This is a genomic window from Mesorhizobium sp. CA7 (assembly GCF_020165015.1).
In the GTDB taxonomy this organism is placed as follows: Bacteria; Pseudomonadota; Alphaproteobacteria; order Rhizobiales; family Rhizobiaceae; genus Mesorhizobium.
The window spans coordinates 138,974-153,776 of record NZ_JAIUHH010000012.1 but is presented as its reverse complement, the minus strand read 5'-3'; the positions used below and the strand labels follow the sequence as shown (position 1 = coordinate 153,776).

17 protein-coding genes are annotated in these 14,803 nt (G+C 63.1%); 10 read left to right on the top strand and 7 right to left on the bottom strand.

All coding sequences use genetic code 11. The features are described from left to right. Nucleotides 1-151 precede the first annotated feature (151 nt). The 3 genes from LB552_RS20560 to infC all read right to left on the bottom strand — a co-directional run bounded on the left by LB552_RS20560 (nucleotide 152) and on the right by infC (nucleotide 3,043). Nucleotides 152-1,447, bottom strand: coding sequence for a hypothetical protein (locus LB552_RS20560; protein WP_224609807.1), 1,296 nt, complete (start codon nucleotides 1,445-1,447; stop codon nucleotides 152-154). 180 nt (nucleotides 1,448-1,627) lie between these two features. After that, nucleotides 1,628-2,275: a methyltransferase family protein gene (locus tag LB552_RS20555; RefSeq protein WP_224526022.1), complete on the bottom strand. Its 648-nt coding sequence runs from the start codon at nucleotides 2,273-2,275 to the stop codon at nucleotides 1,628-1,630. Between the two features lie 231 nt (nucleotides 2,276-2,506). Next, the gene (infC, locus tag LB552_RS20550) at nucleotides 2,507-3,043 is read right to left on the bottom strand and encodes a translation initiation factor IF-3 (RefSeq protein ID WP_095767981.1); all 537 of its coding nucleotides are present in this window, start codon (nucleotides 3,041-3,043) and stop codon (nucleotides 2,507-2,509) included. A 213-nt stretch (nucleotides 3,044-3,256) separates the two neighbouring features. On the opposite strand from infC, the gene LB552_RS20545 reads away from it, so the two are divergent. From LB552_RS20545 to LB552_RS20530, 4 genes are all read left to right on the top strand, one after another. After that, a complete protein-coding gene (locus tag LB552_RS20545; RefSeq protein WP_224609805.1) occupies nucleotides 3,257-4,030 on the top strand; it encodes an alpha/beta hydrolase in 774 nt (257 codons plus the stop codon). Further along, nucleotides 4,030-5,172, top strand: coding sequence for a benzoate/H(+) symporter BenE family transporter (locus LB552_RS20540; protein ID WP_224609804.1), 1,143 nt, complete (start codon nucleotides 4,030-4,032; stop codon nucleotides 5,170-5,172). The genes LB552_RS20545 and LB552_RS20540 overlap by 1 nt, the downstream gene beginning before the upstream one ends. Before the next feature lie 116 nt (nucleotides 5,173-5,288). Continuing rightward, nucleotides 5,289-5,768 carry a DUF2852 domain-containing protein gene (locus LB552_RS20535; RefSeq protein ID WP_224609802.1) on the top strand — a complete coding sequence of 160 codons (480 nt, stop codon included), beginning with the start codon at nucleotides 5,289-5,291 and terminating at the stop codon, nucleotides 5,766-5,768. A 120-nt stretch (nucleotides 5,769-5,888) separates the two neighbouring features. Continuing rightward, on the top strand, nucleotides 5,889-6,647 hold the full coding sequence (locus tag LB552_RS20530) for a M48 family metallopeptidase (RefSeq protein ID WP_224609800.1): 759 nt from the start codon (nucleotides 5,889-5,891) through the stop codon (nucleotides 6,645-6,647). Between the two features lie 324 nt (nucleotides 6,648-6,971). On the opposite strand, the gene LB552_RS20525 is transcribed toward LB552_RS20530, so the two are convergent. Further along, nucleotides 6,972-7,187 carry a hypothetical protein gene (locus LB552_RS20525; RefSeq protein ID WP_140686825.1) on the bottom strand — a complete coding sequence of 72 codons (216 nt, stop codon included), beginning with the start codon at nucleotides 7,185-7,187 and terminating at the stop codon, nucleotides 6,972-6,974. A 110-nt stretch (nucleotides 7,188-7,297) separates the two neighbouring features. On the opposite strand from LB552_RS20525, the gene LB552_RS20520 reads away from it, so the two are divergent. The 6 genes from LB552_RS20520 to LB552_RS20495 all read left to right on the top strand — a co-directional run bounded on the left by LB552_RS20520 (nucleotide 7,298) and on the right by LB552_RS20495 (nucleotide 13,151). Beyond that, entirely contained in the window at nucleotides 7,298-7,957 is a 660-nt protein-coding gene (locus tag LB552_RS20520; protein WP_224609798.1) for a phosphoribosylanthranilate isomerase, read from the top strand. Between the two features lie 26 nt (nucleotides 7,958-7,983). Continuing rightward, on the top strand, nucleotides 7,984-9,234 hold the full coding sequence (gene trpB, locus LB552_RS20515) for a tryptophan synthase subunit beta (RefSeq protein WP_224609796.1): 1,251 nt from the start codon (nucleotides 7,984-7,986) through the stop codon (nucleotides 9,232-9,234). 2 nt (nucleotides 9,235-9,236) lie between these two features. Continuing rightward, entirely contained in the window at nucleotides 9,237-10,076 is an 840-nt protein-coding gene (trpA, locus tag LB552_RS20510) for a tryptophan synthase subunit alpha (RefSeq protein WP_224609794.1), read from the top strand. 94 nt (nucleotides 10,077-10,170) lie between these two features. Further along, nucleotides 10,171-11,097 carry an acetyl-CoA carboxylase, carboxyltransferase subunit beta gene (accD, locus tag LB552_RS20505; RefSeq protein WP_224609792.1) on the top strand — a complete coding sequence of 309 codons (927 nt, stop codon included), beginning with the start codon at nucleotides 10,171-10,173 and terminating at the stop codon, nucleotides 11,095-11,097. 255 nt (nucleotides 11,098-11,352) lie between these two features. Next, nucleotides 11,353-12,678, top strand: coding sequence for a bifunctional folylpolyglutamate synthase/dihydrofolate synthase (locus LB552_RS20500; protein WP_224609790.1), 1,326 nt, complete (start codon nucleotides 11,353-11,355; stop codon nucleotides 12,676-12,678). 53 nt (nucleotides 12,679-12,731) lie between these two features. Continuing rightward, on the top strand, nucleotides 12,732-13,151 hold the full coding sequence (locus LB552_RS20495; protein ID WP_224609788.1) for a VOC family protein: 420 nt from the start codon (nucleotides 12,732-12,734) through the stop codon (nucleotides 13,149-13,151). A gap of 36 nt (nucleotides 13,152-13,187) precedes the next feature. Here the strand turns inward: LB552_RS20495 and LB552_RS20490 are convergent, their stop codons facing one another. The 3 genes from LB552_RS20490 to trxA all read right to left on the bottom strand — a co-directional run bounded on the left by LB552_RS20490 (nucleotide 13,188) and on the right by trxA (nucleotide 14,743). Further along, nucleotides 13,188-13,952, bottom strand: a complete 765-nt coding sequence (locus LB552_RS20490) for a TSUP family transporter (protein WP_224609786.1) — start codon at nucleotides 13,950-13,952, stop codon at nucleotides 13,188-13,190. Nucleotides 13,953-14,006: 54 nt separating this feature from the next. Further along, nucleotides 14,007-14,288 carry a cupin domain-containing protein gene (locus LB552_RS20485; RefSeq protein WP_140546375.1) on the bottom strand — a complete coding sequence of 94 codons (282 nt, stop codon included), beginning with the start codon at nucleotides 14,286-14,288 and terminating at the stop codon, nucleotides 14,007-14,009. Between the two features lie 131 nt (nucleotides 14,289-14,419). Further along, nucleotides 14,420-14,743: a thioredoxin gene (gene trxA / locus LB552_RS20480; protein ID WP_095767992.1), complete on the bottom strand. Its 324-nt coding sequence runs from the start codon at nucleotides 14,741-14,743 to the stop codon at nucleotides 14,420-14,422. Nucleotides 14,744-14,803: the final 60 nt, after the last annotated feature.

The following is a 14,803-nucleotide window of genomic DNA, read 5'->3' as shown; positions in this document are numbered from 1 at the left end:
CCGGGCGGTTTTCTTGGAACGGCGGTCCTATAGATCAAAGATGGCCGGCGTGCAACACCTGAAGCCGATACACCTGAAGCTACACGCACCGAAGCTGCGCGCCCGCCTCAGGTTCCCGAAGATCGGAGTGTGCTAACGCAGCGCTTATCAGTCACACGTCACCTCTTGTGGACTCGAGGTTGAAAAGAACTCGTTCCAATACATATTCATCGCCGTCGAAGACGAGCTCGGCGCGATAAAATCCATAGCCCCAGTGCTCCGGAGCACCCGCTACCACATCTTTCCCATCGATGGTCGTGGTCGCAGGCAAGGCCCACACCTTGTCTCCCAATTCCTTTGTTGGCGGCCGGTCGCCTAGGTAGCAATAAGCGAAGCCTCGGTTCCGCCCGTCGTCGACATCGATATTTGTTGTATTTACCGACTGTAGGGTTTCATACGCGGCAATCCTCGCGGTACGCTCCACAGGCCATTTGTCTTGCCTCATCGAAGTGTCCGCCGGATAGAACGCAGCAGCTTTTGTGGTGCTGCTACCTTTGCTGCTGGCTTTCAGCCCCACCAATTGTGTACCATCGCGGCGCAGTGCCCCGAAGTCCGGTTGCCAGAAGCCTCCATTTACCCCTAGGGCCAGCCCATCGTCGCGGGTCTGTTTTTTCGCCTTTTTTCGCGCTTCGCGAATTTCGCTCGTAAGGGAGGCTTGGGTGGTCGTGTCCAAGAGTGTCTGGGAGATAGTCCAGTAGCGGGCAGCGGTCGATGGCCGGTACTTGCGCACGATCTCCCGCTCCGGCCCGGACAGTCTCCAGCGGGAAAAGGCGGAGCAACTTCTTCCGAACGCCAGATAGCTCCTCGGGAGGCCCAGAAGTGCGAGCTGGTAGTCATTTTGTGCAGAATGATACTGGCTGCGCGTGATGATGTTCTGTGGGCCATTGGCGCGGAAAGAATCGAACTCGGCGCGCGTAGCGCGCTCGACCGTCGCTTTGTCGAACCTCAGCACCGATGTCGGGCTTCGGTAGGCGTCGTCAGTCATATAGCCCGTGCCGAAGGCCATGGTGTCGGCATTCTCATAGACGACCATCACCGGTAGAAAATCCGCGGGCACGCCGCCGTTTTCTGTCGTGTCGCCACGGCAGGCATCGGGCGCACGAACCACCACCGCCTTACCGTCGCCCATGCGCTGCCCCCAAACTGTTGGGATCAGACCGGCTTCATAAGTCGAGGAACTATCCTTGTAGTGAATGTTGAGGACGTTGCAGCCAACAACAATGTCATAGTGTTGTTGTTCGCCCTTATAGTCAAAGTCCACCTTCAGACGGAAGTAGGTTCCGTGATCGACATAGGCGTCCTTTGTAAAGGACAATTGCTCGGTCGCGTGTTCGCGGTTGGCGGTCGCCGTCACCCAAGCCAAAGCCAGGAGAATGAGCCCGCCGACGGCGGCAACGGCAGTCCTCATCCTAAGCTTTGCTCCGTGTGGAAAACATTCGCAAATGTGGTGGTGCCGACCTGATGCTCGACACAGTGCACCCCCGGCGCTTTATTTGCCACGATCATCGCTACACCATTCGTGTAGCCAGACTATTAATATGTTCGGAAGTTAGCCCGGCAATTCGATAGTGCTTCTGTCCGTCAACTCTTAGGGCAGCGTGAACCACACCGGCAGCACCCCCGACTGCTGCATGCCGTCGATCAGCTCAAAGGCGGGCAGCGCCACCAGAAACACCAGGCCGTCGAGCAGCGTGTTCAAGAGCAGGCGCGGCCTGAAGCTGCCGGTATCGCCTTCCTGGTAGAGCGCAAGATTCGGGAAGAACCGCGGCACTTTGGCCAGATAGGCCTGGTAGGGCGCGCCGAGCAGTTCCTTCAGGTAACGCTCCTCGCGCAGGATGACGATGTGGAAGGCGCCGGCGCAGAGCAGCGAGAACAGGATGATGCCGCTGAACGAGCCGATCTGCGCCCCGACCCCGGCGGCAGCCAAGGTCGAAAACAAATAGAGCGGGTTGCGGGTGATCGAATAGGGACCGCCGGTGACCACCTCGGCCGATTTGCGCCCGCCGATATAAAGCGTCGACCACAGCCGCCCGACAATGCCGAGAAAGATCAAAAGCACGCCGAACATCTCGATCGACTCGTGCACGGACGTGTCCGGGGGAAAGGAAGACTGGCCGAACAGAAGCGCGCAGAACAGCACCACGATCAGCACCGCCAGCACGATCCGGCGCATGTGCTGGTAGCCGCCCAACCCCTCAGTCTGGTTGTCGGCTGAGACCTTCACTTCATCGACCATGACCCATCCGATCGTCGATTGATTCGCGATCGGCAAAAGCCGATCGTCGATTGCTCGCGATCGCGAAGGGATCGTCGAGGTGGCTGGCGATCGGGTTGAAAACAGGCGCCCCGCCGATCGTCGGGACGCCGTGCCCGGCAATTCGGGCGGATTTTAGAGCGGGATACAAAGAGCCCGGCAACTCTCGAAACCGTGATGGACGCGACGCTTTGGCGGCCGCGCCATCCCTGGTCAGCGCGGCGCCAGAACCATCATCATCTGGCGGCCTTCGAGCTTCGGCTCCGCCTCGACCTTGGCGATCGTCGCAACTTCCTCGCGCACCTTGTTCAGAAGCTGCATGCCAAGTTCCATATGCGCCATCTCGCGGCCGCGGAAGCGCAGCGTCAGCTTGACCTTGTCGCCTTCCTCGAAGAAGCGCCGCACGGCCTTCATCTTGGTCTCGTAGTCATGGCTGTCGATGTTCGGGCGCATCTTGATCTCCTTGATCTCGATGACCTTCTGGTTCTTGCGCGCTTCGGCCGCCTTCTTCTGGTTGGCGTATTTCAGCTTGCCGAGATCGAGGATCTTGACGACGGGCGGCACCGCATTGGGCGAAATCTCGACGAGATCGAGCCCGGCCTCTTCGGCCAGCAGCAACGCGTCGTTGATGGAAACATCGCCTCGGTTCTGGCCGTCGGCGTCGATAAGCTGGACCCGGGGCACCCGGATGTCTCGGTTGGAGCGCGGCCCGTCCTTGGTGGGTGCCGCTGCTTTGAAAGGTCTGCGAATGGTCGTGGTCTCCTCGGCCGTTTCGTTCTGGGTTCTTTAGACAAAAGTAGGTGGACGCGCCTATGTGGGAAGCGCGGGGCGTGAGTCAATAGCATAGCCGCGCCGCAAAATCACCTGCTGCCTGGTAATTGTCTGCACCAAGCAAAGAAACGCCGCGAGCACTTTTCGTTGAACCACCGCCTGTGCCAAAAGACCGGCGGGAAGGACAAGCTCATGACCGCCAGCGCTCCGGTTTTCATCGATGTAGACGGGTCGGGCATCGCCGTCAGGCAGATGCCGGGCGCGGCGCCCGGCGTGGTCTGGCTCGGCGGCTACAAGTCCGACATGCAGGGCACGAAGGCGCAGACGCTTGCCGCCTGGGCTGCGAGCGAAGGCCACGCCTGTCTGCGCCACGACTATTCTGGCCATGGCGAGTCGGGCGGCGAATTCGCCGACGGCACGATCTCGAAGTGGTTGGCCGAGAGCCTCGCCGTCTTTCGCCGGTTCAGCAAGGGCAAGCAGGTATTGGTCGGCTCCTCGATGGGGGCGTGGATCGCGTTGCGCATGGCGCAGGAACTGCGCAAGGCGGGCGACACTAGGGTTGCCGGCCTGGTGCTGCTCGCCCCGGCGCCTGATTTCACCATCGAGCTGATCGAGCCGGTGCTGACCGACGCGCAGCGGCAGGATCTGAGGGAAAAAGGCTTCTTCGCCGAGCCGTCCGACTATTCGGACGAGCCTTATATCTACACGCGCGCGCTGATCGAGGACGGCCGCGCCAATCGGGTGATGACCGGGCCGATCGACACCCATTGCCCGGTGCACATCCTGCAAGGCCTGGCCGATCCGGACGTGCCGTCCGGCCATGCCTTGAAGCTCGCATCCATGCTGCCCGCCGACGATGTGACGCTGTCGCTGATCCCGGACGGCGATCATCGCCTGTCCCGCCCCGAGGATCTTGACATGCTCAAGCGGGCCGTCGGCGACATGGTCAAGCGGGCGGCCGGATAATGCGCATCTCCATCCCGATATCCGCCTTCGTCGCGGCGATCGTCGGCTTCGGCGGCACTCTGGCCCTGGTCATTGCCGCCGCCAAGGCGGTCGGCGCCACCCAGATCGAGACCGCCAGCGGCGTGACGGCGATATGCCTGGCCATGGTCGTTGAGTGTCTGTGGTTGTCCTGGCGCACCAAGATGCCGGTCATCACCGCTTGGTCGACGCCCGGCTTGGCGCTGATCGCGGCCTCCAGCGGATTTACGATGCCGCAGGCCGTCGGCGCCTTCATGGTCACCGGCGTCCTTCTGGTCGCCACCGGCCTGTTCAAGCCGTTGACTAGGCTAATCGCGAAAATCCCGGCCTCCGTCGCGTCCGGCATGCTGGCCGGCATCCTAGTCAGCTTCGCCGTCAATGCGGTGAAGGCCATTCCGGCCGACCCTTGGTTGATCCTGCCGCTGATCGCCGCCTTCTTCGTCATCCGCCTGTTCAATCCGGCTCTGTCGGTGCTGGTGGTGCTGATCGGCGGCGGCCTCGCCGCTTTCCTCACCGGCCGCGTCGGCAGCCTGCCGGCGCCGGAACTGTCGACATTGACATTGATTGCGCCGCAATTCACCGCATCGGCGATCATCGGGCTTGCCCTGCCGCTCTATCTGGTCACCATGGCCTCGCAGAACCTTTCCGGTCTCGCGGTGCTGCGCGCAGCGGGCTACCATCCGGAGCCTGGTCCGCTGATCGGCGTCACCGGTCTGTTTTCGCTGCTCTCGGCGCCGTTCGGCGCCGCGACCACCAATCTCGCGGCGATCTCGGCCGCTATCTGCACCGGCCCCGATGTCCATCCCGACCCGGCCGAACGCTGGAAGACCGGCCCGTTCTACGCGCTCGCCTATCTCATCTTCGCGATCTTCGGCGCCTCGCTGGTGGCGATCTTCGCCGTCCTGCCGCAAAGCCTGATCGTGCTGGTCGCGGGGCTCGCCTTGACAGCGCCCTTGGCCAACGCGCTGTCGATCGCGCTGAAGGACGAGGCCGAACGCATGCCGGCCACCGTCACCTTCGCCGCGACGGCTTCGGGACTCACGCTCTTCGGCGTCGGCGCGGCATTTTGGGGGCTGGTCGCCGGAATGGCGGTGCTTTTCCTCGAGAAGCTCAAAAAGCGATAATCATTTCAGGTGCTTCGCCGGTTTTGGCGGGGTTTGTCTTGAATCGCCGATTTCGCCTTCCCATTTCGATTCCATGCAGCCGGTTTGGCTGTCTCCAATGGAAGGATTGGGAGAAAATGAACACAAGTGCATTGATCCGTCCGGCCTGGACGCCGGCCACCATCGCGCTGATGGTCATCGGCTTCATGGTGTTCTGGCCGCTCGGCTTCGCCATGCTCGCCTACATCATCTGGGGCGATCGGTTGGAAGGCTTCAAGCGCGACGTCAACCGCGCCACGGACGGCATCTTCGCCGGTTGCCGTCGTCGCTCCGAGAAGGCGGCCCGCTGGGGCCACGGCTCGGCCCGCACCGGCAACGTCGCCTTCGACGATTGGCGCGAGAAGGAGCTCGAGCGCCTCGCCGAGGAGCGCCGCAAGCTCGACGAGATGCTCTCCGAGTTCGACGAGTACGCCCGCGAACTGCGCCGCGCCAAGGACCAGGAAGAGTTCGACCGCTTCATGGCCAACCGCAACAAGTCGACCGCGCCGAGCTCGACCGGCTCGAGCGACAAGGCGGGTCCGGAGGGCGGCAAAGGCACCAACCTGTTCGACGACTGAGATCCGGCGACACGTCTCGGTATGATATGCGGCGTCGCGTTCAGCGGCGCCGTTTCTTTTTTGTTCTCTATGTAGCTTCCCTCCACTGGCCGTTTTTTTCGAATCGCGTATCGTCCAGCCATGACCCTCGGCTTCCTTCGCAACCTGACCAAGCCAAAGCCCACGCCTGTCGTCGAGCGCGAGCATTGCGTCGCCGGCCGCACGCTGCCGCTCAAGATCGTTGAGAGCGCCAGGGCTCGGCGGCTTACGCTGCGCATCGATTCCGGCGGCCAAGGCCTGCGCGTCACCGTGCCGCCCGGCCTGCGCCGCGGCGAGGTGGAGAAATTCCTCGACCGCCATCAGGACTGGCTGGAGCAGCGGCTGGCCAAGGTGCCGACGAGGCCGCAGGTGCGCCCGGGCATCCGGATCCCGATCCGCGGCGTGCCGCACCGCATCGTGCACGAGCCTTCGAGGCGCGGCACCGTCACCGTCGCGCGCGACGATCGCGGCCCGCTCCTGATCATCCATGGCGAGCGCATCCATTTGCCGCGCCGCATCGCCGACTATCTGAAGCGCGAGGCCAAGAAGGAGATCGAGAGGCTGGTGGTCAAGCACACCGAAACGGTCGGCAAGCGCGCCAAGGCGATAAGGTACAAGGATACCTCCAGCCGCTGGGGGTCATGCACCTCGGAGGGCAATCTCTCCTTCTCGTGGCGCATCATGATGGCGCCGCCGGCGGTGATAAACTACCTTGTGGCGCATGAGGTGGCGCATCTCAAGGAGATGAACCACGGCCCGAAATTCTGGAAGCTGTGCGAAAAACTCTGCCCGGATACCGACCGCTGCAAGGACTGGCTGAAGCGCAACGGCGGCGCCTTGCAGGCGATTGTGTTTGAGTAGCTCCAGCGGATGGCAATGCAGAGAACGCCGTCACTGCTAGTGCAAACGCTGGAGATAGCCGAGCCATCTCAGCTTCGTCATCCTAGGGCGAAGCAAGGAGCGAAGCGACGCGCGCAGACCCTAGGATCCATGCCGTGACGTGCGAACGCCGTAGCGGTTCAGAAATTGCTTTGCCTTTGGCGGGAGGCGTCCCGGAAAGGCGTTTTATTCTCTATCGCTGCACTCTTGGGCCGATGTAACGGCATGGATCCTAGGGTCTGCGCGCCGCTTCGCGTCGCTCCGCCCTAGGATGACGAAGGAGAGGTGGCGCCCTACTACTGCCCATCAATCGTCATTCGCCGCGTTCAGCTCTTCCGGCCGCAGTCCTTCCTCAGTATGCGGCCACGGCAAAAAATCCCGGTCGAACGTATCGCTTCCGAAATAATCCAGAGCCCGATGCGCCTCGGCGCCGTTGAAGGCGGCCTTGTCCATCAGATGCGCGATCACCTCGCGCGCCTGCGCGATCTTCTGCTTCAGTTCGGCGACGGTCCGGTCGGCCATGATTATTCTGCTCCCGCCTGTGGTTCCTATATGAAGGTAGTGTTTTCCGCCGGACCGGCAACAGCATGCTTTTTCTCGACTCTTTTCCCGTTTCGTGCCAAGCCCGCGCCATGACGCTCGACATCAAGATCTGCGGATTGAAGACCGACGCCGCGATGGCCGCCGCGCTCGCCGGCGGCGCCAGGCATGTCGGCTTTATTTTCTTCGCCAAGAGCCCGCGTTATGTCGAGCCCGCCGAGGCCGGCCGTTTGCGTCAGGCGGCGCGCGGCAAGGCCCTGGCGGCAGCCGTCAGCGTCGATGCCAATGATGGCTTTCTCGATGAGATCGTCGCGAAAATGCAGCCCGACATGCTGCAATTGCATGGTTCGGAGACGCCCGAGCGCGTGGCCGAGATCAAGGGGCGTTACGGCCTGCCGGTGATGAAGGCGCTGCCCATCAGCGAGGCGGCGGATCTCGACCGCATAAAATCCTTTATCGGCATCGCCGATCGATTCCTTCTGGATTCCAAGCCGCCGAAGGGCTCGCAACTGCCGGGCGGCAATGGCGTTTCCTTCGACTGGCGCATCCTTGCCGGCCTTGACGCCGGGCTCGATTACATGCTTTCCGGAGGGCTCAACGCCGCCAATATCGGCGATGCCCTGAGACAGGCCGACCCGCCCGGAATAGACGTTTCGTCCGGTGTGGAAAGCGCTCCGGGCGTCAAGGATCCGGCGCTGATCGAGCAGTTTTTCCGGGCCGTCAGGGCCGCGCGCGACGACCGCGCCGCCTGAATACAATTCACATCAGGAGATCGGCGATGAACAAGCCGGCAATGCCCAATTCCTTCCGCACCGGACCCGACGAGCAGGGCATGTTCGGCATTTTCGGCGGCCGCTTCGTCGCCGAGACGCTGATGCCGCTGATCCTCGATCTGGAAGAGCACTGGAACAAGGCCAAGACCGATCCCGAGTTCAAGGCCGAGCTGCAGAACCTGTCGACCCACTATGCCGGGCGGCCGTCGAAGCTGTATTTCGCCGAGGGCCTCACAAAGCATCTTCGTGAGGTTTCCTCGGCCAAGGGCCTCGGGGGCGGCGCAAAAGTCTATTTCAAGCGCGAGGACCTCAACCACACCGGCTCGCACAAGATCAACAATTGCCTCGGCCAGATCCTGCTCGCCAAGCGCATGGGCAAGAAGCGCATCATCGCCGAGACCGGCGCCGGCCAGCATGGCGTCGCCTCGGCCACCGTCGCGGCGCGCTTCGGCTATCCTTGCGTCGTCTACATGGGCGCCACCGATGTCGCCCGCCAGAGCCCGAATGTCTTCCGCATGAAGCTGCTCGGCGCCGAGGTGCGGCCGGTCACCGCCGGTCACGGCACGCTGAAAGACGCCATGAACGAGGCCCTGCGCGACTGGGTCACCAATGTCGAGGACACCTACTACCTGATCGGTACCGCCGCCGGCCCGCACCCCTATCCGGAGCTGGTGCGCGACTTCCAGTCGGTGATCGGCACGGAAGCCCGCGCCCAGATGCTGGAGCAGGAGGGCCGGCTGCCGGATGTCATCATCGCCGCCGTCGGCGGCGGCTCCAACGCCATCGGCCTCTTCCATCCTTTCCTCGACGACAAGGATGTTCGCATCATCGGCATCGAGGCCGGCGGGCGCGGCCTCGACGGCGTCGAGCATTGCGCCTCGATGAATGCCGGCAAGCCCGGCGTGCTGCACGGCAACCGCACTTATCTGCTGCAGAACGCGGACGGCCAGATCCTCGACGGGCATTCGATCTCGGCCGGCCTCGATTATCCCGGCGTCGGCCCCGAGCATTCCTGGCTGCGCGACTCCGGCCGCGTCCAGTACGAGCCGATCCTCGACGACGAGGCGCTGGAAGCCTTCCAGCTCACCACCCGCGTCGAAGGCATCATCCCGGCGCTGGAATCGGCGCATGCCATCGCCCATGCGATGAAGATCGTGCCAAAGATGGACAAGGACCAGATCGTCATCGTCAATCTGTCCGGCCGCGGCGACAAGGACGTGCATACGGTGGCCAACATGCTGGGCATGGAGATCTGACAATGACCACCCGCATCGATCGCCGCATGGCCAAGCTCAAGGCCGAGGGCCGCCCGGCTCTGGTCACCTATTTCATGGGCGGCGACCCCGATTACGACAGCTCGCTGTCGATCATGAAGGCGCTGCCGATCGCCGGCGCCGACATTATCGAGATGGGAATGCCCTTCTCCGACCCGATGGCCGACGGCCCGGCGATCCAGGCCGCCGGCTTGCGCGCGCTGAAGGGCGGCCAAACCCTGGTCAAGACGTTGAAGCTGGCGGCCGACTTCCGCGCCGGGGACAATGACACGCCGATCGTGCTGATGGGCTACTACAATCCGATCTACATCTATGGCGTCGACCGCTTCCTCACGGACGCTAAGGCGAGCGGCATCGACGGACTGATCGTCGTCGATCTGCCGCCGGAGATGGACGAGGAGCTTTGCATTCCGGCGCTGAAAGCCGGCGTCAACTTCATCCGCCTGGCGACGCCGACCACCGACGACAAGCGCCTGCCCAAGGTTTTGGAAAACACCTCCGGCTTCGTCTATTACGTCTCGATGACCGGCATCACCGGCTCGGCGTTGGCCGACACGGGCAAGGTGGCCGCGGCTGTCAACCGCATCAAGGGCCACACCGACCTGCCGGTCTGCGTCGGCTTCGGCGTCAAGACCGCCGAGCAGGCGCGTGTGATCGGCGCCAATGCCGACGGCGTCGTCGTCGGCACCGCGATTGTCAATGCGGTCGCCAATGTGCTCGGCCCCAAGGGCGAGAAAACAGCCGATCCGGCGGAAGCCGTCGCCACCTTGGTCAGCGGTCTTGCCCAGGGCGTCCGCTCGGCCCGCCTTGCTGCAGCCGAATAGCCCGACTATTTGTTCTTGAGCAATTCCGGCCGGAAAACCCCACAGACTTTCCCTGGAATTGCTTGAAGTCCTTTCCAGGACAGGAGCCGAAGCCATGAACTGGATCACCAATTACGTCCGCCCGAAGATCAATTCGATGCTCGGCCGGCGCACCGACATGCCGGAAAACCTCTGGATCAAGGATCCCGAGACCGGCGAGATGGTTTTTCACAAGGATCTCGAATCCAACCAGTTCGTCATCCCGGCTTCCGGCCACCACATGAAGATCTCGGCTAAGGAGCGGCTGAAATATTTCTTCGACGACGGCAAATACGAGGTGCTGGAAAACCCCAAGGTCGTCCAGGACCCGCTGAAGTTCCGCGACGAGAAGCGCTACACCGACCGCCTGAAGGAGGCCAAGGCCAAGACCAGCCTCGAGGATGCGATCCTCAACGGGGCCGGCACCATCGACGGGCTGCCGGTCATCGTCACCGTGCAGGACTTCGCCTTCATGGGCGGCTCGCTCGGCATGGCCGCCGGCGAAGCCATCGTGCATGCTTTCGAGGTCGCGCTGCAGCGCAAGCGGCCGCTGATCCTGTTCGCCGCTTCCGGCGGCGCCCGCATGCAGGAAGGCATCCTGTCGCTGATGCAATTGCCGCGCACCACGATCGGCGTCGACCGGCTGAAGGAAGCCGGCCTGCCCTATATCGTGGTGCTGACCAACCCGACCACCGGCGGCGTCACCGCCTCCTACGCCATGCTGGGCGACGTCCACATCGCCGAGCCCGGGGCGCTGATCGGCTTTGCTGGCCCGCGCGTCATCGAGCAGACCATCCGCGAAAAACTGCCCGACGGTTTCCAGCGCGCGGAGTATCTGATGGAACACGGCATGGTCGACATGGTCGTCTCGCGCCTCGAGATGCGCCGGACCATTTCCCGTCTCTTGAAGATGCTGCTCAAGATGCCGGATGCCGAGAAGCCGCTGGAGCCGGAGATCCTGCCGCCGGCGGTGGTCAATGCCGAGGCGCGGCCGCAAGCCTGACGCGATGTCGGCCTGAAGCGATATATCGGCTTGACGCGACATCGCTCGCCGCGAACCGCGAGTTGCGCCGCCTGTTACGTGCTGTAGCCTCTGATTTGCGCACGGCTCGTTCGAACCGATTCCCGGTTTCGGGAACCGCCCGCCAAAGCAATTCCAGGAAAAGTGTGGAACGGTTTTCCGTTCGGAATTGCGCCAACAAAAAAGAGAGAGCGGTTCTGCATTCCATGAGATGATGAACCGCTCTAGGATTCCATCATGACAACGCTTTCCGCCGAACGCGAAATCGAACATCTGATGACGCTGCATCCGAAAGGCTTCGACCTTTCGCTGGACCGCGTCACGGGGCTTCTCGAGCGCCTCGGCAATCCGCAGGATCGGCTGCCGCCGGTCATCCACATCGCCGGCACCAACGGCAAGGGCTCTTGCGCCGCCTTCGCGCGCGCGCTGCTGGAGGCCGCCGGCCACCTTGTCCACGTCCACACCTCGCCGCATCTGGTAAACTGGCATGAGCGCTACCGGCTGGCGGCCGAAGGCGGCGGCAAGCTCGTGGAGGACGATATTTTCGCTGAGGCCATTGCGCGTGTCGCCGAGGCCAATGGCGGCCAGAAGATCACTGTCTTCGAGATCCTCACCGCTGTCACCTTCATCCTGTTCTCGGAGCATCCGGCGGAGGCGGCGATCATCGAGGTCGGCCTCGGCGGCCGCTTCGACGCCACCAATGTCATCAAGCAGCCGGCGGTTTCGGTGATCATGCCGATATCGATGGACCACGAAGCCTATCTCGGCGACCGCGTCGAGCTGATCGCCGCCGAGAAGGCCGGCATTATGAAGCGCGGCTGCCCGGTGGTGATCGGCGCCCAGGAAAGCGACACTGCGCTTCAGGTGCTGATCGAGTCGGCCGAGCGGCTGGATTGCCCGACCGTGGTCTATGGCCAGGATTTCCTCGCCTTCGAGGAAAACGGCCGCATGGTCTATCAGGACGGGGACGGGTTGATGGACCTGCCCTCGCCGCGCCTGCCGGGGCGCCATCAATACGCCAACGCCGCGGCGGCGATCGCTGCCGTCAAGGCGGCCGGCTTCGAGATCGGCCACCGCGCCGCCGAGCGGGCGATGACCCATGTCGCCTGGCCGGCACGCATGCAGAAGCTGACCCAAGGCAAATTGGTTGACCTGGCGCCGAAGGGCGCCGAGATCTGGCTGGACGGCGGCCACAACCCCGGTGCCGGCATCGTCGTCGCCGAGGCGCTGGCCGAGCAGGAGGAAAAGAAGCCGCGGCCGCTGGTCCTGATCTCCGGCATGATCAACACCAAGGACCAGACGGGCTATTTCAGCGCCTTCAAGGGGCTTGCCCGCCATGTCTACACCGTGCCGGTAACCAGCAGCGACGCCGGCGTTCCCAACGACGAGCTGGCCTTGCGTGCCGAAGAGGCCGGCCTGTCGGCCGAGCCGGTCAGCTCCGTCGCCAACGCGCTGATGCTGTTGCGCGACTCTTGGGATGGCCCGGCGCCGCGCATCCTGATCGGCGGCTCGCTCTATTTCGCCGGCGCCGTGCTGGCCGAGAACGGCACGCCGCCGACCTGAGGCGAAACCGGGACAGCGTTGCGGATTTCGGCGGGGGCCGAAAGGAACCGGCCATGATCAAGGTGAAGCAGCTCGCTCATGTCTGCATCTTCGCGCACGACCTGGAGGCGACCCGTCGCTTCTATCGTGACGTGCTCGGCATGGACACGCGGTTCAATTTCCTGCGCGACGGCAAGATCTTCGGCTTCTACCTCGACTGCGGCGGCCGCAGCCATGTCGAGGTGTTCGAGAAACGTGAATCCAGCTACAGCGAGGCAAACCAGATCAACCACTTCTGCCTCGAGGTGGAAGACATCGATGCGGCGATCCTTCATATCCGGTCGAAAGGCGTCGCGGTCACGCCAAAGAAGCTCGCCTGCGACGACACATACCAGGCCTGGATCACCGACCCCAACGGCGTGAAGATCGAGCTGTTCGAATACACCGCCAAAAGCGCGCAATTCACCGGCGGCGACCGTGTCGCCGACTGGTAAATTGGAGCGACACGTCGCCCGCATGAGCAGTTGAAGTTAGACGGCAAGGTGCATCGCGGCAGGCAGTGCCAGCGAGAGCCCTGACAGGAAAAGCAGAACAAAGACGATCTTTCGCATTGTCCCTTGCGACAATGACGGTGGCCAGCGGCGTGCCGCATAGGTCATCAGCATTACGGCCGGTATGGCGACGACGAGCGCGACAGGCGACATGGTCGGCAGGTTGCCGCTTGCCGTCACCAGGATAAGCCGCACCACTTGCGCGGCGCCGAAAGCGGCGACCAGCGTTTCGCGGACACGTTTGTGCGGCATTGGCTGGCGAAAGAGATGATAAACGAGCGGTGGGCCGCCGGTCGCAAACAGCCCACTCATCAGGCCCGAAACGACACCGAAGCCGACGAAACTCGCGTCCGACGACCGTTTTGCCAAGCCGGCAGGCCTGATGGCCAGTTGCAGGCTGGACATCATGATGACCAGACCGAGTCCGATTTTCAGCAGGTCGGCCCGCGTGTCCGCCAGCCATTCCAGCAGGGCATACCCCAAGAGCAGCGAAGGGAGGCTTGCGACCAGGATAAGCCGCAGCTCCCGGCGCGCAATCTCGCGCCAGCCGCCCTGGATCAGCATCTGCGTGGCATTGACCAGGGTCAGCATGCCGACCATCGCGGCTGCGTCGGGCAGCGGCAGCAAGCCGACAAGCGCAATCGCGCCCATCATCACCAGGCCGAAGGCGAAGCCCGTCAGGGTCTGGACATAAGCGGCCACCGCCGCAAAACCGGCAAAGGCGAGGACAGGCGTTAGACCCACGACATCCCGCACGAGGCCGGAAAGGAAACGTGCAAGCCGGCAATCACGGCCGGCCTACTTCAGCTCGATTTCGATGAAGGCGTATTCGCCGTCATTGGCATTGATGACGTCGTGCTCGACGCCTTCCCGGCGGAAATAGGGCGCGCCTTGCTTCATCTCGGCGAAGGATTCGCCGTCCTTGGTCACCAGCTTCACCTTGCCGTCCATCAGCGGCACGACGACATAGTCGTGGCCATGGCGGTGCCAGCCGGTGTTGGCGCCCGGCGCGAAGCGGTATTCGGTGACGATGACGCGCTCATTGTCGACGTGAACTATGGCCTTGGCGGTTCCGGTCATGGAGCTCTCCCTTTCCTGCGAACAGAGAACACGGAGTGCCCGCAGGCGAGAGCCAGAGCGCGACGAGCCATGACGCCAAAGAAAAGCCCGGCGCGATGGCCGGGCTTGGATCTTGAAAACTTCAGATTGGCTCAGGCGAGGCTGCCGTTGATCCAGTGCGACAGCGCGGTCTTCGGCGCGGCGCCCACTTTCATGTCGGCCACTTCGCCGCCCTTGAAAATCATCAGCGTCGGGATCGAGCGCACGCCGTACTGCGCGGCAAGCTCCGGGTTCTCGTCGATGTTGAGCTTGGCCACCTTGATCTTCGCGCCGAGTTCGTTGGCGATGTCTTCCAGCGCCGGAGCGATCATCTTGCACGGGCCGCACCATTCAGCCCAGAAATCCACCACGACCGGCTCCTTGGCGTTGAGCACATCGGCCTGGAAATTGCCCTTGTCGACCTTGACGGTGGCCATGCTGAAATCCTTTCGAAAATTCGGGTTGCACCAAATGTGGTGGTTGTGGCGGCGATGTTC

Excerpts from the sequence above, each read along its gene's own strand:
- LB552_RS20560 (WP_224609807.1), bottom strand. The coding sequence starts at position 1,447 with ATGAGGACTGCCGTTGCCGCCGTCGGCGGGCTCATTCTCCTGGCTTTG.
- LB552_RS20555 (WP_224526022.1), bottom strand. The coding sequence starts at position 2,275 with ATGGTCGATGAAGTGAAGGTCTCAGCCGACAACCAGACTGAGGGGTTG.
- LB552_RS20545 (WP_224609805.1), top strand. The coding sequence starts at position 3,257 with ATGACCGCCAGCGCTCCGGTTTTCATCGATGTAGACGGGTCGGGCATC.
- LB552_RS20540 (WP_224609804.1), top strand. The coding sequence starts at position 4,030 with ATGCGCATCTCCATCCCGATATCCGCCTTCGTCGCGGCGATCGTCGGC.
- LB552_RS20535 (WP_224609802.1), top strand. The coding sequence starts at position 5,289 with ATGAACACAAGTGCATTGATCCGTCCGGCCTGGACGCCGGCCACCATC.
- LB552_RS20530 (WP_224609800.1), top strand. The coding sequence starts at position 5,889 with ATGACCCTCGGCTTCCTTCGCAACCTGACCAAGCCAAAGCCCACGCCT.
- LB552_RS20525 (WP_140686825.1), bottom strand. The coding sequence starts at position 7,187 with ATGGCCGACCGGACCGTCGCCGAACTGAAGCAGAAGATCGCGCAGGCG.
- LB552_RS20520 (WP_224609798.1), top strand. The coding sequence starts at position 7,298 with ATGACGCTCGACATCAAGATCTGCGGATTGAAGACCGACGCCGCGATG.
- trpB (WP_224609796.1), top strand. The coding sequence starts at position 7,984 with ATGAACAAGCCGGCAATGCCCAATTCCTTCCGCACCGGACCCGACGAG.
- trpA (WP_224609794.1), top strand. The coding sequence starts at position 9,237 with ATGACCACCCGCATCGATCGCCGCATGGCCAAGCTCAAGGCCGAGGGC.
- accD (WP_224609792.1), top strand. The coding sequence starts at position 10,171 with ATGAACTGGATCACCAATTACGTCCGCCCGAAGATCAATTCGATGCTC.
- LB552_RS20500 (WP_224609790.1), top strand. The coding sequence starts at position 11,353 with ATGACAACGCTTTCCGCCGAACGCGAAATCGAACATCTGATGACGCTG.
- LB552_RS20495 (WP_224609788.1), top strand. The coding sequence starts at position 12,732 with ATGATCAAGGTGAAGCAGCTCGCTCATGTCTGCATCTTCGCGCACGAC.
- LB552_RS20485 (WP_140546375.1), bottom strand. The coding sequence starts at position 14,288 with ATGACCGGAACCGCCAAGGCCATAGTTCACGTCGACAATGAGCGCGTC.
- trxA (WP_095767992.1), bottom strand. The coding sequence starts at position 14,743 with ATGGCCACCGTCAAGGTCGACAAGGGCAATTTCCAGGCCGATGTGCTC.